The following is a 22,059-nucleotide window of genomic DNA, read 5'->3' on the forward strand; positions in this document are numbered from 1 at the left end:
GAAAGGTTATACAGATAGGTGTGGCATGAAGTTACAAGGGCGATGACTTGCATCCAACTGCTGTTTAATAATTTTTGTCCAGCCTGTGCGGCACGCACCAGTTGAACCTGGCATTGCGAAGATCACGGTGTGGTTAGCAAAACCTGCAATCGCACGAGACTGAATCGTAGACGTACCGATCTCTTCGTACGACACCATACGGAACAACTCACCAAAACCTTCAACTTCCTTATCAAATAGAGGCTTAAGTGCTTCTGGCGTGCTATCACGTGAGGTGAAACCTGTACCGCCAGTAATCATGATCGCTTGTACGCTTTCATCAGCAATCCATTGAGAAACAATCGCGCGGATCTTGTACATATCATCAATAACAATTTGCTTGTCTACTACGTTGTGACCCGCTTCTTGAGCATGTTCAGCAAGGTAACGACCAGAGGTATCGTTTTCTTCAGTACGAGTGTCAGATACCGTTAGAACGGCAATATTTGCAGGTTGGAATTTGCTTTCAGCGTGACCCATTTGTTCACCTATTCTCTTAATTAGCTTTGATACGCTTGGTATCGATTCGGAAAAAGTTAGAGCCAGCTTATCAGTGAACTCGCTCTAAAAATTGAATGAAGTTAGCCGCCGATAGACGCGAGGTGTGGCGTCATACCAGTATTGCCATCATGCAAGAAATGGCTTACCGACTTGGTTTGTAACTGCGCCTGGATACGTTCAATAAGCTCACTCTCTTGCTCATCACGTTCCAAAAGATCACGCAATTCTACACCGTGCTCTCCAAACAGACATAGGTGCAGCTTACCCATCGCAGAAACGCGCAGTCGGTTGCAGCTTTCACAAAAGTCTTTTTCATAAGGCATGATAAGACCTATTTCACCCTTGTAATCAGGATGAACAAATACTTGCGCAGGACCATCATTATGCGAGCGCACTTTCAGCAACCAACCATTTGCAATTAGCTGGTTACGAATTGCCACTCCGGATACATGGTGCTTATTAAATAGCTCATCCATCTCACCCGTTTGCATCAACTCAATGAAACGCAGTTGGATTGGACGATCTTTTATCCAGTTAAGAAACGCTGGCAGCTCGTGATGGTTCAGATCTTTCATCAACACCACATTAACTTTTACTTGCTCATAACCGACCTCGAACGCACGTTCGATACCATTCATGACTTCAGTAAACTTATTTTCACCTGTGATTTGATGAAACATACGCGGGTCAAGGCTATCCACACTGACATTAATGTGGGTTAAACCCGCTTCACGCCAATCTGCGACTTGTTTTGCCATGCGATAGCCATTGGTTGTCGTTGCAACTTTTTGAATGCCAGGCGTCGCCGCTACTGAATGGATAATGTCGGTAAAATCTTTGCGTAAGCTAGGCTCACCACCAGTGATGCGCACTTTTGACGTGCCACAATCAGCGAATGCTTTTACGACCCGTTTGATTTCAGGGAGAGATAAAAAAGACGAGTTTTTATTGCCCGAAGGCTTATAGCCATCAGGAAGGCAATAGGTACATTTGAAATTACATACGTCGGTCACAGACAGACGCAAGTAATAAAACTTACGATGAAATTTGTCTTCGAATTGTTGCGCCACGGAACACCTTTCCAAACACGGGAGGCATGGCCATTTCCAATCATGCCCTTGTGACAGTATGCCACTGGCTCAAAACGCCTATCCAAGGACTTAGCAATAGTGAGCTCGGAGTTATGGCAACCAGAGATATGAAATCTCTGATAGCTTTGCGGTGTAAAATACTTAATATTTGTAATGGAATCCAGACTTGAGTGATAAAAAACTCTCTAGAGACACAATTTACCGCTAAGTGAGTACCTTTAAGACACTCCTTAAGATAAATTGTAGCCGTTTTTTATTAGATTATTAGAAGAACATAATGAATATCTACACAGATAAAAAAGTGGTCGCTGTTGGCGGTGGTCATGGCTTAGGTCGAATGCTGGCCGCATTACGAGATTTTGGCAGCAATGCAACTGGGATTGTTGCCACGACTGACAATGGTGGTTCAACAGGAAGAATTCGTCACTGCCAAGGAGGAATCGCTTGGGGAGACACACGTAACTGTATTAATCAGCTCATTACAGAGCCTTCAATCAGTTCGATGATGTTTGAATATCGCTTCAAAGGCACTGGCGAACTTGATGGTCATAATCTTGGTAACTTGATGCTTACTGCACTCGATAACTTATCGGTCAGACCTTTAGATGCCATTAATCTGATTCGCAATATGTTAAAAGTCGACGTTAACATCCTTCCTATGTCCGAACACCCTTCGGATCTTTCCGCGTTATCCGTAGATGGGAAGTGGGTTACGGGAGAAACAAATGTCGACGAAATGAAAGCAGACTTGAGACGTTTGGATCTTTCACCAGAAGTGCCTGCTACCAAAGAAGCCATCACAGCTTTGGCGGAAGCTGACGCGATTATTCTTGGCCCTGGCAGTTTTTTAACTAGTATCATGCCTCCTTTATTGCTGCCTGAACTCGGCAAAGCGATTGCAGCAAACACAAAAGCAAAAGTCATTTTTGTTGCTAACCTGAGTCCAGAATACGGCCCAGCGGGACGAATGACGATGGCTCAAAAATTAGAATGGTGTGAACGTGCCTGTCAAGGAAGAAAAATAGACGTGGTTCTAGCAGAGAAAACCGAGCAAGACGTCTTAAGTCAATGGAATGTAGTGACGGAGTCACTCGCCTCCTCTAACCGAGACTGGCGTCACGATAGAAACAAGCTCAAACTAGCGATTGAAAATCAGCTACAACTTTCTATTTAAGAGCACGTTACCTGGCTAGCGCCCTCTTTTAAGGTGTTTATTGATAATGAAAACCCTTCTGTCATCGAAGGGTTTTAGTTCAGGCATCCAGTAAAAACAGATGTTTACTAAGAAAAAATTGTTAATAGAAAAAATAGCTACTGTCGCCAAGAGCGATAAGCATCTCGAGTTTCGTGCAAAAGATCGAACATAGCCTCTAACTCCTCAGACTCCGCAGTCAACTCACCGGCTTTCGCTTTTTTGTCTATGGACATAGCCAGTTCACAAAGGCGATCTGCCCCAAAGCTCGCAGCACTACTTTTCAACGCGTGGCTGATTTCTTTTGAGTAAGCTAATCGCTCTGCCCCCTGCAGTTGGGATAAGTTCTCGATATAGGTATCCATTTCTCCTAGGAAGATATCGAACAGTACAGGTACGTTGTCACTGCCAATTTCCATCGACAGTTCATCTATTTTTTGCTGATTTAATACATTTACACTCATACTTTTTGCCGCTCTTCCTTGCCGTTCCATGCCTGTAACTTGCGGTAAATCGTCGACGGACTGACATCAAGATATCCCGCCGCTCGAGGAATATTGCCATCACATGCTTCAATCGCTTGCTCGATTGCCATTTTTTCCGTCATCCATAATGGCATAATCTCAGATGCGGTCATCGCTTTCGGCTCAATTAATTTAGCCACAGACGACGGACGGTCAAGCGGTTGATTCAACGGTGGCGGTAACATGTCCAACGTAATCTCTTTACCGTTGTTTAGAACAACGATGTTGCGTAGCACGTTTTGTAACTGACGAACGTTACCCGGCCACTCATAGCTGTTGAATCGCTCGATGACATCAGGCGCAAAACGTATGAAGCTTTTTCCTTCTTCGTGTGACATGTAACCTAGCAGTGAGTATGCAATTTCAATAACATCTTCGCCTCGTTCGCGTAAAGGCGGTAAATGCAAAGGAATGACATACAAACGATAGTACAAATCTTCACGGAATCGACCTTCTTGTACCTCTTTCCAGGGATCACGGTTAGTGGCACAAACAAAGCGCACATCCACGCTCTTCATTTTTGAGGAACCCACTTTTTGGAATGTGCCCGTTTGAATAAATCGTAGCAACTTGGTTTGTAAATCCAAGTCCATCTCACAAAGCTCATCTAGAAAAAGTGTGCCGCCATCCGCTAACTCAGCTGCCCCTTGACGATCATTCGCAGCGCCAGTAAAGGCCCCTTTTACGTGACCAAACAGTTCACTCTCAATCAAATCTTTTGGAATTGCAGCACAGTTAATTGCAATAAAAGGTTTGTCACCACGTTTACTTGCTGCGTGAATAGCCTCGGCACATACCTCTTTACCAGTACCACTTTCACCTGTGATAAAAATACTCGCTTTACTGCTCGCCGCTGAATCTATCGTACGGTAAACCTGCTGCATGGTTTGGCTACTGCCGATAAACCCCTGATAGCTCTGATTGCCTGGATTATCGGCTTCATTTTTTAGCTTGGTCGCTTTACGAATTGCATTGTTAACCGTGACACGTAAACGGTCCGCTTCACACGGTTTAATTAGAAAGTCTTGTGAGCCATGACGCATGGCCTCGACAGCGGTATCGATAGAACCGTGAGCGGTCATAAAAATTATAGGTACGTCGGGATGACTCTTTTTAACGGCATGTAAAACGTCCATCCCCGTCATATCTGGCAGACGGAGATCGAGTAAAATAAGATCTGGAATTCGATGATTTAGGCTCTCAATGGCATCCCTACCTGTGCCGACAATATTGATATCTATGCCAAGCGGTGTCAGGTATGAGCGGTACAGAGCCGCAACAGATGCGGTGTCCTCGACCATTAAAAGGTAACGAGACTTTGGGCCTTCGGGTTTTTGTTGCATAACCTAGCTATTATTTTGTTGTGTTTTAAACAATAATCGCATTACGCTTTGCATTTTGCAAATAACATTAGCTAAATTATGGGCAAAGGAAAAAATTCAAAAATAATATCAATTATTTAAAAAGTGGCACAAACCATGCTGTAACGATAGTGACCCCTCGGGTCACCTAGCCAACTGACGTTGTTAGTGAACGATATGTTCACAAAACAAGCCAATAGACCCGACTGCCTATTGGCTTCTTTTTTTACAAGCGACCTAAAATGCTTGGATAGTTAAATCGGTAAGTTTGTTCAACTATTTGCGATGAACTGCGCTCGTAGTTTTTCAATCTCGTCACGCTTTTGTGCCGCTAACTCAAATTCTAAATCTTGCGCATGCTGATACATCGCCGCCTCCAGTCGACTGATTTCTTTTTCTAGCTGCTGAGGGGACAGTGCCTCGTAAGTTTGCGAAGGCTCCGCCACTTTCGATAATGGTACCTGTTTAGTGTTACGCTGGCGTTTAGACTTAGTGATATCGCCAAGTTCCATGATGTCTTTGATATTTCGTTTGAGCGCTTGTGGCGAAATACCCATTTCTTCGTTGTACGCTTCCTGCTTCTCGCGACGACGGTTAGTTTCATCCATCGCCTTTTTCATTGAGTTGGTGATTCGGTCAGCGTATAAAATCGCCTTACCTTCGATGTTTCGTGCAGCACGACCAATGGTCTGAATGAGTGAGCGTTCAGACCGCAAGAAGCCCTCTTTATCCGCATCCAAAATTGCAACTAACGAGACCTCTGGCATATCCAGGCCCTCTCTCAATAAGTTGATTCCCACCAGCACGTCAAATTCTCCAAGGCGAAGGTCACGGATAATTTCCACACGCTCAACAGTATCAATGTCTGAGTGTAAATAACGTACCTTAACATCATGTTCGTGAAGGTATTCGGTGAGATCTTCAGCCATTCGTTTGGTCAGTGTTGTAACCAGAACTCGCTCATCTTTAGCAGCGCGAATACGAATCTCAGACAATAGGTCGTCGACTTGGGTCGCTACTGGGCGAACTTCCAACTCAGGGTCAAGCAAGCCTGTAGGACGAACGACTTGATCCGCTACATCACCCGCCGATTTTTCTAGTTCGTAATTTCCAGGAGTAGCAGAGACGAAAATCGTTTGTGGCGCTAGTGCTTCAAACTCCTCAAACTTCAGTGGACGATTATCCAAAGCTGAAGGTAACCGGAAACCAAACTCCACCAGCGTTTCTTTACGCGAACGGTCGCCTTTATACATGGCACCTATCTGCGGTACTGTCACGTGAGATTCATCGATGATCAACAAGCCATCATGAGGTAAGTAGTCAAACAGGGTTGGTGGCGGCTCACCTTCCGAGCGTCCACTGAGATAACGAGAATAGTTTTCGATACCGGAGCAAAAGCCCAACTCATTCATCATTTCGATATCGAATTGAGTGCGCTGGCTAATTCGCTGCTCTTCCAGTAGCTTGTTGTTATCTAGAAGCTGCTTTTTGCGCACTTCTAGTTCGACTTTAATATTTTCAATCGCTTCAAGAATGCGATCTCTTGGCGTCACATAGTGCGTCTTGGGATAGATGGTATAGCGCGGCAAGTCTCGTTGTTTCACCACGCCTGTCAATGGATCGAACACACTGATGCAATCCACCTCATCGTCAAACATCTCAACGCGCACAGCGTCTTGGTCTGATTCAGCAGGGAATATATCAATCACCTCGCCACGGACACGGAACTGTCCTCGCTCAAAAGCAACATCATTGCGTGAGTATTGGAGCTCCGCTAGGCGACGAAGCATATCACGCTGATCAATCACATCTCCACGTCGCAAATGAAGCATCATTTGTAAGTAGGATTCCGGATCACCCAAACCATAGATAGCTGAAACCGAAGCAACGATAATAGCGTCTTTCCGTTCCAATAAAGCTTTAGTGGCAGACAGTCGCATTTGCTCAATGTGGGCGTTAACCGAAGCGTCCTTTTCAATGAAAGTATCTGTTGTGGGAACATATGCTTCAGGTTGGTAGTAATCATAGTAAGAAACAAAATACTCAACCGCATTATTAGGAAAGAATGACTTCATCTCACCATATAACTGAGCAGCAAGCGTTTTGTTTGGCGCAAGTAATATTGCAGGTCGTTGGGCTTGAGCAATCACATTCGCTAGTGTGAAGGTTTTACCTGAGCCTGTGACCCCCAACAATGTTTGATGTGCTAGCCCAGCATCGAGCCCCTCAAGCAACTGATTGATCGCTCCTGGTTGATCGCCCGACGGCTGATAATCGGAGACCAATTCATAGACTTTACTCATACCCTTCCTCAATTTTACTGCGCTTTGGCTGTATATATATACACCTTAGCTAATGAAATCTACGTCTATCGAGAATTTAACCATCATTGTTAATAAATTTTCTTGTTTGTCTAGAATGCTATAGCCATACAAAAGTGACTCTGATATAGTACTTCGCCCTAGTTGAAGAGCTACACACATTCTTCACATTATAATTTCCACAACTTTTCCCCAAAAATTAGCTTAAAACTTTCTTATCCCCAAAAGATTGATTTTTATCCACTTTGAATACCTTTTGATTAAGATCGATAAATCTCTGTTTTATTTGCTTATTTTACGCATAACGCCGACTAAAAATTCATTAAATAAAAACTTAGTTGCATATCAACTTTCTTTACCCAGATCTCATCAACATACTTATCCACAAATTTAGTGGATAACTAACCTCGAGCCTTTACTGGCAAGCCATACAGAAAAGTAAAGCCCTTAACTCAATATTTTTTGCTAAAAATGTATTTTTTTACTGTTGACAGTAGTTTGAGTGCTCGGTAAGATTTGTCCCGCTTTCAAACAAAGCAATTCCTCCTTAGCTCAGTTGGTAGAGCGACGGACTGTTAATCCGCAGGTCGCTGGTTCGAGCCCAGCAGGAGGAGCCAGATTATAGAAAAGCCGTGTCGCAAGACACGGCTTTTTTTGTATCTTAATCGCCAGGAAATCTAAGCCAATCTAGGCGCCATAAAATCACACCGAAATAAGTTCAAATTACAGAACTCATAACATTGTCATAGATAGTGTTCTCACAGCACCACACATTTAATTCTGTCTCTTTTCTAGCAAAAAACAATCATAACCAATTGAATCTATTATTAATGCAATTTAATCATTGAAAAAATGAAAAGCATTCATTTTACTCATACCAAATAAATCCATACGATTAAAAGGGTTAAGAATGGTTCCGTCCTACTCGTCGCCTCCATTCTAATTATCAATAACTTAGGGATTTACTTATGACTATTCCGACAACTGACATGCTAGATGCATGGGCTGGATTTACTGCTGGTGAATGGCAAAACTCTGTCAACACTCGTGACTTCATCCAAAAAAACTATACACCCTATGAGGGAGACGAGACTTTCTTAGCTGAAGTTAGCGAATCCACTTCAGCATTATGGAACCAAGTGCTTGAAGGCATAAAACAAGAAAGCCGCACACACGCCCCTATTGATTTTGACACAGACTTGCCCTCAACAATCACTTCCCACGATGCAGGCTACATCAACAAAGATCTGGAAAAGATCGTTGGCTTACAAACTGATCAACCGCTAAAACGTGCAATCATCGCCAATGGCGGGATTCGCATGGTCAAAAACTCTTGCGAAGTTTATGGCCGCGAGCTGGATCCAACGGTTGAAAAAATCTTCACTGAATACCGTAAAACTCACAACAAAGCGTGTTTCGACCTTTACACCAAAGAAATCCTAGCGTGTCGTAAATCCGGCATCATTACGGGTCTTCCTGATGCCTATGGCCGTGGTCGTATCATTGGTGACTATCGCCGTCTCGCCCTATACGGTATCGACTTCTTAAAAGCAGACAAAAAAGAACAATACAACTCAACACAAACGTTCTTAGAACAAGGCAACGATCTTGAGAAAACACTTCGTCTTCGCGAAGAAATAGCCGATCAAGTTCAAGCGCTTGAAGACATTCGTCAAATGGGTCTGAAATACGGCATTAATATGTCGCTACCTGCTAAAACAGCACAAGAAGCGATCCAATTTACCTACTTTGGCTACCTAGCGGCGGTTAAATCGCAAAACGGCGCAGCAATGTCACTGGGCCGTACTTCGACTTTCCTAGACGTCTATCTAGAACGCGATATCGCAAACGGTTTGATTGATGAATCACAAGCGCAAGAAATGATTGACCACTTCATCATGAAGCTACGCATGGTTCGCTTCCTACGCACACCAGAATACGATTCATTGTTCTCTGGCGACCCAATCTGGGCAACAGAAGCCATGGCAGGTATGGGTGTTGATGGCCGTACGCTAGTATCTAAAACGACATTCCGATACTTACATACGCTACATACTATGGGCCCTGCTCCTGAGCCAAACATGACGATTCTTTGGTCAGAGCAATTGCCTGAAGCGTTCAAACAATATGCTGCAAAAGTGTCGATTGATACCTCTTCGGTTCAATACGAAAACGACGATCTAATGCGTCCTGATTTCGACAATGACGACTACGCGATTGCCTGTTGTGTGAGCCCGCAGATTGTTGGTCAGCACATGCAATTTTTTGGTGCACGTGCCAACCTTGCAAAAGCACTGCTTTACACCATCAATGGTGGTATCGATGAAAAATCGAAAGCGCAAGTGGGTCCGGTAGTGGACAAAGTTCAAGATGAAATTCTCGACCTTGACGCTTTGATGCCTCGTTTCGACAACATGTTGGAATGGTTAGCAACGCAATACGTCACAGCGTTGAACATCATCCATTACTCACATGACCGTTACAGCTACGAAGCGTCACTGATGGCACTGATGGATCGCGACGTGCACCGCACGATGGCGTGTGGTATTGCAGGTCTGTCTGTTGTCGCAGACTCTTTGGCAGCAATTAAATACGCAACGGTAAAGCCTGTTCGTGATGAAGATGGCATCGCCGTTGATTTTGAAATCGAAGGTGATTATCCAAAATTTGGTAACAATGATGCCCGTGTTGATGACATCGCTTGTGATCTAGTTGAGCGCTTCATGAAGAAAATTCAGAAGATGCACACCTACCGCGAAGCAGTGCCAACTCAATCGATTTTAACAATCACATCTAACGTGGTTTACGGTAAAAAAACGGGTAATACACCTGATGGCCGTCGCGCAGGTATGCCTTTTGGGCCGGGTGCAAACCCAATGCACGGTCGTGATGAAAAAGGGGCGGTTGCGTCTCTGGCATCGGTGTCTAAATTACCGTTCGCTTACGCTAAAGATGGTATTTCTTACACTTTCTCAATTGTGCCGAACGCATTGGGTAAAGATGAATTAAGTCAGAAGAAAAACCTAGCCGCGCTAATGGATGGTTACTTCCATCACGAAGCAAGCAACGAGGGCATTGCGATTGAAGGTGGTCAACACCTTAACGTCAACGTTCTAGACCGAGAGATGTTATTGGATGCGGTTGAACATCCAGAGAAATACCCTCAGTTGACGATTCGAGTGTCTGGTTATGCGGTACGTTTTAACTCTCTAACGACAGAGCAACAGCAAGACGTCATCACTCGTACTTTCACAAGTAAGATATAAACATAGTCCATCAAGCACTCAGAAGATTTAAATAATTAGCTTGTAAATATGCATTGCCCGCTTCTCTTCTACCTGGGAGAGGCGGGCTTTTTTTAAAATCACACATTAGATGAAAATTAATAGGTAGTATCCTCTCGCTAACAATACATTCAGCAAACGATTCAATTTCTTATTGATTCATCAAAATACATCAATTAGACGACTATTTTTCCATCGTGTATGTAAAACCACATCGTTCACTGGTTGTTATTGGTGTCACAAAACACGATAATATCAAGATCGGATTTTAAGAACGTAATAACTATGACCGAATATGTTTTGTTGTTGGTCGGCACTGTGCTGGTGAACAACTTTGTACTGGTGAAGTTTTTGGGCCTATGTCCTTTCATGGGTGTGTCCAAAAAACTGGAAACAGCAATAGGTATGGGCTTAGCGACAACTTTTGTGCTAACGCTCGCGTCAGTGTGTGCGTATTTAGTGGAAAGCTACATCCTTCGTCCACTAGGTATTGAGTACCTTCGAACCATGAGTTTTATTTTGGTGATAGCCGTTGTGGTGCAGTTCACCGAAATGGTTGTGCACAAAACCAGCCCGACGCTTTATCGCTTGCTTGGCATTTTCTTACCGCTGATCACAACAAACTGCGCAGTATTGGGCGTGGCACTTCTTAACATTAATGAAAACCATAACTTTATTGAATCGATCATCTACGGCTTCGGCGCCGCTGTTGGTTTCTCATTGGTGTTGATACTTTTTGCATCCATGCGAGAGCGCATAGCCGCCGCCGACGTTCCTGTACCTTTTAAAGGTGCATCAATAGCAATGATTACAGCAGGTTTAATGTCACTCGCCTTTATGGGCTTTACAGGTTTGGTGAAGTAAGCGATGAGTACGATTTTAATTGCGATTATCGCGTTAGCGGTTCTGGCTGCGATTTTCGGCGCGATACTTGGTTTTGCTTCTATTCGCTTTAAAGTTGAAGCGGACCCTATTGTGGATCAAATCGACGCCATTTTACCGCAAACTCAATGCGGTCAATGTGGCTACCCTGGTTGCCGCCCTTATGCTGAAGCAATTGCAAATGGCGACCACATAAACAAATGTCCCCCTGGTGGTCAGGCAACAATCGAAAAGCTCGCCGACTTAATGGGTGTTGAGCCAGAAGAATCTGCGCACGATCTCGACAGCAAAATTCCAACCGTTGCGTTTATTCATGAAGACATGTGTATTGGCTGCACTAAGTGTATTCAGGCGTGTCCGGTGGATGCAATTGTAGGCGGAACAAAGGCGGTCCATACCGTAATCAAAGACGAATGTACGGGCTGTGACTTGTGTGTTGCCCCATGTCCGACTGATTGTATTGAAATGATTCCTGTGGCAACGACCACAGAAAGCTGGAAGTGGCAACTTCACTCCATTCCGGTACTTAACATTACGGATGCTGCCGACAATGCAGCGAACGTGAAAGATTCAATTAAGTAAGGTTTCACATGTTGTCTTTGATTGAACAAATTCGTACAGGCGCGCTTTGGGATTTCCCAGGTGGTGTGCATCCGGCAGAAAATAAAAAGCAGTCCAACAAAACTGAACTCGCTCATGCGGCTATCCCGTCAGAAATTGTATTGCCGCTAAAACAGCACATTGGTAAAGCGGGTAACCTATTGGTTGCCGAAGGTGACTACGTATTAAAAGGTCAGCCATTAACGCAATCGGAGACCGGCTTTACGGTTCCAGTGCATGCTCCAACATCAGGTACGCTCACCGCGATTGAGCCACGAACTGTCGCGCACCCTTCTGGGTTAAGTGAGTTGTGCGCAGTCATCACGCCTGATGGGAAAGATGCATGGTGTGAAAGAAACCCCGTCGCAGATTACCAACAAGAAACCCCTGACGCACTGATTGATATTATTCGTCTCGCTGGTATTTCTGGTATGGGTGGCGCTGGCTTCCCTACTGCAAAAAAAATCCAATCAGGTTTTGCTCGTACCGAGATTCTTATCGTTAATGCAGCAGAGTGCGAGCCATACATCACGTCTGATGACAAGCTCATGCAAGAACATGCCGAAGAGCTTATTCAAGGTATCGAAATTGTCGAACATATCCTGACACCAAAGCTCACGATTATTGGCATTGAAGACAACAAGCCAGAAGCAATCAAAGCGCTAGAAGCTGCGGCTATAAACAAAGATATCGTTATTCGCGTTATCCCGACTAAATACCCTTCTGGCGGTGAAAAACAGCTGATCAAAATTTTAACCAATAAAGAAGTACCAAGTGGCGCGATTCCAGCCGATATTGGTATTTTGGTTCAGAATGTTGGTTCTCTTTACGCTATAAAACGCGCAGTCATCGACGGTGAACCGATGATAAAGCGCATCGTGACTCTCACTGGTAAAACCTTCAAACAACCACGCAACGTTTGGGCATTGTTAGGGACACCAGTACAAGCACTGTTGGATGAGTTTGGCTATAAAGCAGATAAGAAGTTACAGCGTTTAATTATGGGTGGGCCAATGATGGGCTTTACCCTTCCTCACTCCCAAGTGCCGATTACCAAGACAGCAAACTGTATCCTTGCTCCGACTCGTCGTGAGATCTCTCCGCACCAGTATGAGATGGAATGTATTCGCTGTAGCCAATGTGCCGAAGCGTGCCCTGCTTCGCTGCTGCCTCAACAACTGCAATGGCATGCGAAAGCTGAAGAGTATGACAAACTCGAAGAATTAAACTTAAAGGATTGTATCGAGTGCGGCGCTTGTGCGTTTGTATGTCCAAGTGAAATTCCGCTCGTACAGTACTACCGCCAAGCGAAAGCAGAAATTAGAACTAGAGCACAAGAAGCGGAAGCTGCAGAGCGAGCAAAACTGCGTTTTGAAGAGAAAAAAGCGCGTATGGAACGCGAAAAAGCAGAACGTGAAAATCGCTTCAAGAAAGCTGCCGATCAACGCCGAAAAGAGATGAAGTCTTCTGGTAGCGATGATGCGATAGCAGCAGCGATCGCACGAGTGAAAGCTCAAAAGACAGAAACCACTGAAAAAGCAGAGCCAGCAGTAAAACCCGCCGTAGCGGCAGCCATTGCCAAAGCGAAGGCTAAACAAGCGGCAGCAGCTAAAGCAGGCTCTAGTGAACCTGATAACTCAGAAATGGCAAAACTGCGCGAAGAACGCAAACGTCTTGCTCGCGAACGTAAAGCGCAAAAAGAACAAGGCGAAACGCCAGACAATAACGCTGATGATAAAAAATCGGCAGTTGCGGCCGCCATCGCCCGAGCTAAAGCGAAAAAAGCACAACAAGAAGATTCAACTGAATCTGTAGAATCGGAAACGTCTGTACAGCAAGACGGCGATCCGAAGAAAGCCGCGGTTGCTGCTGCCATTGCACGTGCCAAAGCACGCAAAGCGAAGCAAGCAGACTCAACTGAAGCGGAAGAAGCTGAAGCACCTGCTGAGCAAACCGACGATCCGAAAAAAGCCGCCGTGGCTGCTGCGATTGCACGTGCCAAAGCACGAAAAGCGAAGCAAGCAGACTCAATTGAAGCGGAAGAAGCTGAAGCACCTGCCGAGCAAACCGACGATCCGAAAAAAGCCGCAGTTGCCGCTGCAATTGCTCGAGCCAAAGCGCGCAAAGCGAAGCAAGCAGACTCAACCGAAGCGGAAGAAGCTGACGCACCTGCCGAGCAAACCGACGATCCGAAAAAAGCCGCAGTTGCCGCTGCAATTGCTCGAGCCAAAGCGCGAAAAGCGAAGCAAGCAGACTCAGCTGAAGCGGAAGAAGCTGAAGCACCAGCCGAGCAAACCGAAGATCCGAAAAAAGCCGCCGTGGCAGCTGCCATTGCACGTGCCAAAGCGCGTAAAGCTAAGCAAGAAACGCAAACAGAGCCTGTTGAAGAAGCAACTTCCGAAGAACCAGAAGTGGATCCGAAGAAAGCCGCGGTTGCCGCAGCAATTGCGCGCGCGAAGGCTCGTAAAGCGAAACAAGCAGACTCAACTGAAGCGGAAGAAGCTGAAGCACGTGCCGAGCAAACCGACGATCCGAAAAAAGCCGCCGTGGCTGCTGCCATCGCTCGAGCCAAAGCGCGCAAAGCGAAGCAAGAAACGCAAACAGAGCCTGTTGAAGAAGCAACCTCCGAAGAACCAGAAGTGGATCCGAAGAAAGCCGCGGTTGCCGCAGCAATTGCGCGCGCGAAGGCACGCAAAGCGCAACAAGAAGCTAGTAAAAATAATACTGAGGAGAACGAGTAGTGTCGTTTTTTATTGCCAGTTCACCGCATACCCACAGTCGTCGTAGTACGCCAGATTTAATGAAATGGGTGGCACTTTGCGCACTTCCAGGTTTAGTAGCTCAAACCTACTTCTTTGGCTGGGGTACGCTTATTCAACTGATTTTTGCCATTGCAGTCGCTGTATCCCTTGAAGCCTTAGTCATGATCTGTCGTAAACGCTCACCAATGAGAGCGCTACGTGATAACAGTACAATAGTTACCGCTTGGTTGTTAGCCGTTGCTATACCACCATGGTCTCCGTGGTGGATTATGGTGATCGGGCTTATTTTTGCGATAGTAATCGCTAAACACCTCTATGGTGGCCTTGGACAAAACTTATTCAACCCTGCAATGGTCGCTTATGTGGTCTTGTTGATCTCTTTCCCAGTACAAATGACGAGTTGGAGTGCACCGACATCACTCATACCTGATCATGTAAATTTTGCAGATACACTCTCTTTAATTTTTACGGGCTATGATTACGACGGCTTATCACTTCAGCAAGTTCGCTCAGGAGTTGACGGCGTGACAATGGCGACACCACTTGATGCATTTAAGACTGGCATTCTTACAGGTGCCACTCCAAGCGAAGTAATGTCGCAGCCAATATTTGATGGCTTAGGTGGTATTGGTTGGCAATGGGTAAACCTTGCTTACCTTCTTGGCGGCATAGTCATGATCAAAAAGCGTATCATCCAATGGTATATTCCAGCAGGTTTCCTTGCGAGTCTGACTCTGTTTAGCCTAGTGTTCACGTTGCTGACGCCAGGGGAAACTGCGTCGCCAATTTTACACTTGTTATCTGGTGCAACCATGCTTGGCGCATTCTTTATTGCAACCGATCCCGTTTCGGCGTCTACCACCGTCAAAGGACGTTTAATCTTCGGTGCGCTTATTGGTGCTTTGGTTTTTATCATTCGCAGTTGGGGCGGTTTCCCAGATGGTGTTGCATTTGCAGTGTTGCTTGCAAATATGTGTGTGCCACTGATCGATTACTACACCAAACCTAGAACTTACGGTCACTGAGGTAAACATGTTAACCGCTATTAGAAAAAATGGTCTGACACTCGCGATATTTGCATGTGCAACAACCGGATTAGTCGCCCTTACTCAGTACCTAACAAAAGACCAAATCAAGGTACAAGAGCAAAAACAATTACTTTCTGTTTTGAATCAAGTCATTCCAGAAAACATGCATGACAACGCACTCACGCAAGCTTGTACAATGGTCACGTCTCCAGATCTGGGGACATTACGTGCGATGCCAGCCTACCTCGCCACGAAGAATGGTGAACCAACAGCAATCGCAATAGAATCTATCGCGCCAGATGGCTACAATGGTGAGATAAAAGTGATTACTGGGATTGATAATCAGGGCAATATTTTGGGGACACGCGTCCTAAACCACCAAGAAACCCCTGGTCTGGGCGATAAAATCGATCTTCGTGTCACCGACTGGATCCTGAGCTTTACAGGAAAACAAGTCACGGAAAACAATTGGAATTCGTGGAAAGTTCGTAAAGATGGCGGCGATTTCGATCAATTTACTGGTGCAACGATCACGCCAAGAGCCGTCGTAAAAGTGGTGCGAAATACCGTTAACTACGTAAACCAATCTCGTGAAGACATTCTTAACCAGCCGTTAGGCTGTGAAGGAGAGCAGTAATGAATGAGAATAAATTACTGATGAAAAACGGTATGTGGAGTAACAACCCCGCTCTCGTACAACTGCTGGGCTTATGTCCACTGCTAGCGGTTTCTTCCACGATAACCAATGCATTAGGTCTTGGTATTGCAACCTTACTCGTGCTAGTTGGATCCAACGTAACAGTTTCTCTTATTCGTAACTATGTGCCAAAAGAGATCCGTATACCTGTATTCGTTATGATCATTGCCTCACTCGTTACCTGCGTTCAGTTGTTAATGAATGCCTATGCGTACGGTTTGTACCTGTCTCTAGGTATCTTTATTCCTCTGATTGTAACGAACTGCATTATTATTGGCCGAGCAGAAGCTTACGCGTCAAAAAATGATGTTGCACCCGCTGCGCTAGATGGTTTGTGGATGGGCCTTGGTATGACGAGCGTCTTGGTTGTTTTAGGTGCCATGCGCGAATTAATTGGTAATGGCACACTATTCGACGGAGCAGACCTTCTCCTAGGAGACTGGGCTTCAGCTCTACGGATTCAAGTTTTCCAATTTGACAATAGCTTCCTGTTAGCGCTTCTCCCACCTGGTGCATTTATCGGTGTTGGGCTGTTGATAGCGCTCAAAAATGTCATAGATAATTCAATTCAGGCACGTCAACCAAAAGAAGAAAAACCAACCATAGAACGTGCTCGCGTCACTAACGCATAACAAGATAAGGCTCTGTCATAGGAGCCTTTTTCATAAACCGCAGAGACGGTATTGGAAGTCAGCAATGAACAAAATAAAAAGAATCGAAATTCTTGAGCGATTACGAGAAAACAATCCGAATCCTCAAACTGAGCTTAACTGGAGCTCCCCTTTTGAGCTGCTAATCGCTGTATTACTATCAGCTCAAGCAACCGATGTAAGCGTCAATAAAGCCACCGACAAGCTTTTCCCTGTAGCGAATACACCTCAAAGCATTCTTGATTTGGGAGTCGATGGCTTAAAAGAATACATAAAGACCATCGGTTTGTTTAACTCAAAGGCAGAAAACACAATCAAGACTTGTAAGATCTTGTTGGAAAAACACAATGGTGAAGTTCCTGAAGATCGTGCAGCGTTAGAAGCGCTACCAGGCGTAGGTCGCAAGACCGCAAACGTCGTGCTCAACACCGCTTTTGGTTGGCCAACTATTGCCGTCGATACGCACATTTATCGCGTGTCGAATCGCACTAAATTTGCGATGGGAAAAACGGTTGATGATGTCGAGCAGAAGCTATTAAAAGTTGTGCCAAAAGAATTCAAACTCGATGTGCACCACTGGCTCATTCTTCATGGTCGTTATACGTGCGTAGCAAGAAAGCCTCGCTGCGGTAGCTGCATTATCGAAGATTTGTGCGAATATAAAGAGAAAGTATACCCAGATAGCTAACGCTATTTGTAAATCAAAGCTAGGAGCAAAAAATGTCAAACGGTCGAATTCTCCACACTATGCTTCGCGTAGGTGATCTAGACAAATCCATCAAGTTTTACACTGAAGTTATGGGCATGCAGCTGCTTCGTACTAACGAAAATAAAGAGTACGAATACACGCTAGCGTTTCTTGGTTATGGTGACGAATCCCAAGGTGCAGTGATCGAACTGACTTACAACTGGGGTAAAACTGAGTATGACTTAGGTACCGCTTTTGGTCATATCGCCATTGGTGTTGACGATATCTACACAACTTGCGACGCTATCAAAGCGGCGGGCGGTAATGTGACGCGTGAGCCAGGTCCAGTAAAAGGCGGAAGCACGCACATTGCATTCGTAAAAGACCCAGATGGTTATATGATTGAGCTTATTCAAAATAAGCAAGCTTCAGCAGGTCTTGAAGGCTAAGCGGCACTTCTAATAATCACTTGTACTGCAAGTTGAACTCCGATTACAGGCAGGTCTGCGATCTGCCTGTCCTTTTATAAACAAAACTCTTTACTTGATAATGGTTATCGTTTAGATTTATCCGCAACTTCGATATGCGGGATTACGATAATGATCAGTGAATGGGAAAAACACACACTTCTAGCCGATACGGCACTTCAACTAGATGACCCTGTTCGCAGCATTCTTCATTACCAGCAAGCCCTAAGCCTGAGTGAAGATATTAGCGAATGTGTGGAAATTGAGGCGGACGAGCGATTATTAATTTCTGTGATTTCTTGTCATAACTTAGCTCAGTTCTGGCGTTGGGCCGGAGATACTGACTATGAACTCAAATACCTTCAACTGGCCTCTGAGAAAGTCTTAACACTTATCCCACAATGCCCAAATAAAGAGTGTGCAAGCTTTATCGACTCGATAGGATGCTGTACTAAGGCGTTGATAGACTTTATGAAGCGTCACCCTAATCCAGCTATTGCCAAACAGGTTGAAAAAATAGATACCGCAACCAATTGCGAAGTCATTGCCAAATTCCGCTTAAACTAACATTCAAATTATACAGCAGGAATCACCGAAAGGTGCTTGGCAAAATACCACTAAAATATTATTAACAACGTCAGTAAATCAAAAACGCCGAAACTTTCAGCTTCGGCGTTTTTATAAGCATCACACTTGGGTTCGCCCTAGAGATATCACGACTCGGCGGTTTTTGTCTTTTCCTATTGGGGAACCGTTATCTGCAATAGGACGACGCTTGCCGTACCCTTGCACTTGAATTCGATCTTCCGGTAGCCCTAGAGACTGAAAATAGTCACGAAGTGACTCTGCACGTCGCTCTGATAAACTTTGACTCGCACTTTTACCATCGGTTGAATCTGTGTACGTCGCCACCAGCACGAGATCGATATCTTGATTATGTCGGATATAATCTGCAATTTGTGATAAACGCTTTTTAGAAGCCTTGGTTAACTGATCACCTTGTCTTTCGTAGTGCAAAATCGTAAAAGCAATGTCCTCAAAACTATATTTCAATAAGTTGGAAATACAGTCGCTAAACGCGTTGTACTTGTTTTGAAATAGTACTGATGACAATGCGACTTCAATTCTCTGATCTCGGCTCTGCCAATCTTGGTAACTAAAAGTCGGATAACGGCCTTTTTCCAGCTCAGACAAAATGCCCCATGCTGTTTGCCCTCCGACATAACCATCAAACTGTTTAAAAAACTTTAGGTTTGTAATTCGATCGGCGTGTTCACCTGGCCGCCAAGGTGGCGGCATAGAAATGAGACTGACGTTACGTGTTTCTCCCATCGGACGACGCATTTTTAACTCAAAGTCTAAATTGATTTTTTTATTCGCACGAGATGAAAATACCGCATCTCCAAAGCTTGGAATGGGGTGTACAAGCTGACATTCTAATGGTGTATTGACCACCATTTCCCATTGAGATTGCTGTGGAGTTGCAGCATAACGTTTGCCCATCAAAGCGAAGCTGCTTGTGCTAAACAACGAAAATACAACACCACTGGTAATCAGCCATTTCTTCATCTAATACTGTCTCTTAAACGGCAGTCTGTTGCCGTCAATTTGCATCAATAAAACCACTTCAACCGGCATGCAAAAATCTCGCCAATATAGGGTTATCTGTCACACTGCCATTAATGTGAGCCACCGTGTTCCAATCACCTTAACCGCCACTTAGCGTTTTACTTCCTCATGTTTTATCGGTTTACATGATGCAAAGTATGGCGAATAAACGTCTACATAATATGCAATACAAACTTATTGATTGGATGCAAAATAGAATTCCGGTTTTCTCTTAAATTGCGGTTTTTCTCATCGGTATAATCTGCAATAATGCAGCCTTTGTCACACAAAAATAAGCCAACATGACACTAGAAAATGAAGCTCTAACCTTGAAAAAACGCTTTCGTGGTTATTTCCCTGTGGTAGTAGACGTTGAGACCGCTGGTTTCAATGCTCAAACTGATGCACTTTTAGAAATCTGTGCCGTTACGTTGAAAATGGACGAACATGGCGTGTTGCATCCGGCCTCCACCATTCATTTTCATGTGGAACCATTTGAAGGCGCTAACTTAGAAAAAGAAGCGCTTGAATTCAATGGTATTCGTGACCCTTTCAGCCCTCTTCGAGGTGCTGTTTCTGAGCAAGAGGCGCTAAAGGAAATTTATAAGCTTATTCGCAAAGAACAAAAAGCCGCAGATTGCTCACGTGCAATTATGGTTGCTCATAACGCAGCATTCGACTTGGGTTTTGTAAACGCAGCAAATGAACGCTGTAAACTAAAAAGAGTCCCTTTTCATCCCTTTGCTACTTTTGATACGGCTACATTAAGTGGCCTTGCTTATGGCCAAACAGTTCTCGCTAAAGCATGCAAAACAGCCGGGATGGAATTTGATAACCGTGAAGCACACTCTGCGCTTTACGATACACAAAAAACAGCAGAATTATTCTGCGGTATTGTCAACAAATGGAAGGCCCTCGGCGGTTGGCCGCTTGTCGACGAAGAATAATAAGTAAACACAACATATTAGGAAAAGTATGAATCCTGTCGTTATATCAGTGTGCGTCATGCTCGTGTTAGCATTGATGCGCGTAAACGTGGTGGTTGCCCTCACGTTTAGTGCCATCGTAGGCGGCCTAGTCGCAGGCATGAGCCTTGGGGATACGGTTGCCGCATTTGAAAGTGGTCTAGGTGGCGGTGCAACTATCGCGCTAAGCTACGCCATGTTAGGTACTTTCGCTGTTGCCATCTCGAAATCAGGCATCACGGATCTACTGGCCAAAAGTGTTATCAAGCGCTTAAATGGTAAAGAAAACTCGGCGTCAACTACCGGGTTAAAGTACGCGGTGTTAGTCGCGCTCGTTCTTGTCACTATGTCATCTCAAAACGTAATTCCGGTCCATATCGCCTTTATTCCAATTTTGATTCCACCTCTTTTGGGCGTATTTGCGAAACTTAAGCTCGATCGACGTTTGGTCGCGTGTGTTCTTACCTTCGGTTTGATCACACCTTACATGATCTTACCTGTTGGTTTCGGCGGTATTTTCTTAAACAACATTCTATTAAAGAACCTACATGACAACGGTTTGGAGAATGTGATTGCAAGCCAAGTCCCAACCGCCATGTTACTGCCAGGTGCAGGGATGCTGTTTGGTCTATTACTGGCTATCTTTGTGAGCTATCGTAAACCGCGTGTCTACAAAGAAACTGAGTTGACTGTCGTTGACGAAACCGATCACGTCATTAATAAAAAGCACATCTTAGTTGCGGCACTTGGTATTGTCGCTGCTTTGGGTGTTCAGCTTTACACGGGTTCAATGATTATCGGTGCTCTAGCTGGCTTTATGGTGTTCACTTTCGGCGGCGTTATCGCATGGAAAGAGACGCACGACGTGTTCACTAAAGGTGTACACATGATGGCAATGATTGGCTTCATCATGATCGCAGCGGCAGGTTTTGCAGCAGTAATGAAGCAAACTGGCGGTGTTGAAACACTAGTACAATCGCTATCAACCAGCATCGGTGACAATAAGCCTCTAGCTGCACTACTGATGCTGATCGTTGGCCTATTAGTAACAATGGGCATTGGTTCATCGTTCTCTACGATTCCAATCCTTGCAACTATCTATGTGCCTCTTGCGCTAGCATTCGGTTTCTCGCCGATGGCAACGATTGCACTGGTAGGTACTGCAGCGGCGTTAGGTGATGCAGGCTCTCCAGCTTCTGACTCTACATTAGGCCCTACATCTGGTCTAAATGCCGACGGTCAACATGAGCACATTTGGGAAACAGTCGTTCCAACCTTTATCCATTATAATATCCCTCTAATCATCTTTGGTTGGATTGCAGCAATGGTGCTTTAATACTATTGTTTGGATGGATATACATTAGTTACGAAAAAGCCGCTCAATGAGCGGCTTTTTGTT

At 44.8% G+C, this 22,059-nt stretch carries 19 protein-coding genes, 1 tRNA gene and 1 riboswitch; of the genes, 14 read left to right on the plus strand and 6 right to left on the minus strand.

The annotated features are described in order from the left end of the window. Positions 1–6: 6 nt before the first annotated feature. Positions 7–519: a molybdenum cofactor biosynthesis protein B gene (gene moaB, locus R7Q48_RS07740; RefSeq protein WP_005388935.1), complete on the minus strand. Its 513-nt coding sequence runs from the start codon at positions 517–519 to the stop codon at positions 7–9. 101 nt (positions 520–620) lie between these two features. Beyond that, positions 621–1,610 carry a GTP 3',8-cyclase MoaA gene (gene moaA, locus R7Q48_RS07745; RefSeq protein ID WP_005388933.1) on the minus strand — a complete coding sequence of 330 codons (990 nt, stop codon included), beginning with the start codon at positions 1,608–1,610 and terminating at the stop codon, positions 621–623. Further along, positions 1,599–1,733: riboswitch (molybdenum cofactor riboswitch) on the minus strand. (Overlaps the previous gene by 12 nt.) A 175-nt stretch (positions 1,734–1,908) precedes the next feature. Here moaA and R7Q48_RS07750 point away from each other — a divergent pair. Continuing rightward, the gene (locus tag R7Q48_RS07750) at positions 1,909–2,805 is read left to right on the plus strand and encodes a YvcK family protein (RefSeq protein WP_005388931.1); all 897 of its coding nucleotides are present in this window, start codon (positions 1,909–1,911) and stop codon (positions 2,803–2,805) included. A gap of 137 nt (positions 2,806–2,942) precedes the next feature. Here R7Q48_RS07750 and luxU read toward each other — a convergent pair whose 3' ends face one another. The 3 genes from luxU to uvrB all read right to left on the minus strand — a co-directional run bounded on the left by luxU (position 2,943) and on the right by uvrB (position 7,011). Then, the gene (gene luxU, locus R7Q48_RS07755; RefSeq protein ID WP_017636054.1) at positions 2,943–3,287 is read right to left on the minus strand and encodes a quorum-sensing phosphorelay protein LuxU; all 345 of its coding nucleotides are present in this window, start codon (positions 3,285–3,287) and stop codon (positions 2,943–2,945) included. After that, complete coding sequence (gene luxO / locus R7Q48_RS07760; RefSeq protein ID WP_005380768.1) at positions 3,284–4,690, minus strand: quorum-sensing sigma-54 dependent transcriptional regulator LuxO; 1,407 nt, start codon at positions 4,688–4,690, stop codon at positions 3,284–3,286. Before luxO ends, luxU begins: the two co-directional genes overlap by 4 nt. Before the next feature lie 290 nt (positions 4,691–4,980). After that, the gene (gene uvrB / locus R7Q48_RS07765) at positions 4,981–7,011 is read right to left on the minus strand and encodes an excinuclease ABC subunit UvrB (protein ID WP_017636056.1); all 2,031 of its coding nucleotides are present in this window, start codon (positions 7,009–7,011) and stop codon (positions 4,981–4,983) included. Positions 7,012–7,570: 559 nt separating this feature from the next. Here uvrB and R7Q48_RS07770 point away from each other — a divergent pair. From R7Q48_RS07770 to R7Q48_RS07820, 11 genes are all read left to right on the plus strand, one after another. Next, positions 7,571–7,646: transfer RNA gene (locus R7Q48_RS07770), tRNA-Asn, on the plus strand. Between the two features lie 351 nt (positions 7,647–7,997). Next, entirely contained in the window at positions 7,998–10,295 is a 2,298-nt protein-coding gene (gene pflB / locus R7Q48_RS07775) for a formate C-acetyltransferase (RefSeq protein WP_318132225.1), read from the plus strand. 303 nt (positions 10,296–10,598) lie between these two features. Continuing rightward, a complete protein-coding gene (gene rsxA / locus R7Q48_RS07780) occupies positions 10,599–11,177 on the plus strand; it encodes an electron transport complex subunit RsxA (protein WP_005380762.1) in 579 nt (192 codons plus the stop codon). 3 nt (positions 11,178–11,180) lie between these two features. Continuing rightward, positions 11,181–11,777, plus strand: coding sequence for an electron transport complex subunit RsxB (rsxB, locus tag R7Q48_RS07785; protein WP_005380760.1), 597 nt, complete (start codon positions 11,181–11,183; stop codon positions 11,775–11,777). 8 nt (positions 11,778–11,785) lie between these two features. After that, complete coding sequence (rsxC, locus tag R7Q48_RS07790) at positions 11,786–14,536, plus strand: electron transport complex subunit RsxC (RefSeq protein ID WP_213903986.1); 2,751 nt, start codon at positions 11,786–11,788, stop codon at positions 14,534–14,536. Further along, on the plus strand, positions 14,536–15,582 hold the full coding sequence (gene rsxD / locus R7Q48_RS07795) for an electron transport complex subunit RsxD (RefSeq protein ID WP_053349609.1): 1,047 nt from the start codon (positions 14,536–14,538) through the stop codon (positions 15,580–15,582). The genes rsxC and rsxD overlap by 1 nt, the downstream gene beginning before the upstream one ends. A 7-nt stretch (positions 15,583–15,589) precedes the next feature. After that, on the plus strand, positions 15,590–16,222 hold the full coding sequence (gene rsxG, locus R7Q48_RS07800) for an electron transport complex subunit RsxG (RefSeq protein ID WP_047103464.1): 633 nt from the start codon (positions 15,590–15,592) through the stop codon (positions 16,220–16,222). Then, positions 16,222–16,914 (plus strand): electron transport complex subunit E, encoded by a 693-nt coding sequence (locus R7Q48_RS07805; protein ID WP_005380745.1) that lies wholly within the window; start codon positions 16,222–16,224, stop codon positions 16,912–16,914. Before rsxG ends, R7Q48_RS07805 begins: the two co-directional genes overlap by 1 nt. Positions 16,915–16,978: 64 nt before the next feature. After that, the gene (nth, locus tag R7Q48_RS07810; protein ID WP_005380743.1) at positions 16,979–17,620 is read left to right on the plus strand and encodes an endonuclease III; all 642 of its coding nucleotides are present in this window, start codon (positions 16,979–16,981) and stop codon (positions 17,618–17,620) included. Between the two features lie 32 nt (positions 17,621–17,652). After that, positions 17,653–18,069, plus strand: coding sequence for a lactoylglutathione lyase (gene gloA / locus R7Q48_RS07815; protein WP_005380739.1), 417 nt, complete (start codon positions 17,653–17,655; stop codon positions 18,067–18,069). Between the two features lie 150 nt (positions 18,070–18,219). Next, a complete protein-coding gene (locus tag R7Q48_RS07820; protein WP_005384886.1) occupies positions 18,220–18,654 on the plus strand; it encodes a DUF2753 domain-containing protein in 435 nt (144 codons plus the stop codon). Between the two features lie 120 nt (positions 18,655–18,774). On the opposite strand, the gene motY is transcribed toward R7Q48_RS07820, so the two are convergent. Further along, a complete protein-coding gene (gene motY / locus R7Q48_RS07825; RefSeq protein ID WP_005384887.1) occupies positions 18,775–19,656 on the minus strand; it encodes a flagellar protein MotY in 882 nt (293 codons plus the stop codon). Between the two features lie 341 nt (positions 19,657–19,997). Here motY and rnt point away from each other — a divergent pair, with 341 nt between their 5' ends. Both rnt and R7Q48_RS07835 read left to right on the plus strand, forming a co-directional pair. Next, positions 19,998–20,642, plus strand: coding sequence for a ribonuclease T (rnt, locus tag R7Q48_RS07830; RefSeq protein ID WP_005384888.1), 645 nt, complete (start codon positions 19,998–20,000; stop codon positions 20,640–20,642). Between the two features lie 28 nt (positions 20,643–20,670). After that, a complete protein-coding gene (locus R7Q48_RS07835) occupies positions 20,671–21,996 on the plus strand; it encodes a Na+/H+ antiporter family protein (RefSeq protein WP_005384889.1) in 1,326 nt (441 codons plus the stop codon). Positions 21,997–22,059: the final 63 nt, after the last annotated feature.

This window comes from Vibrio sp. 378, assembly GCF_033339435.1.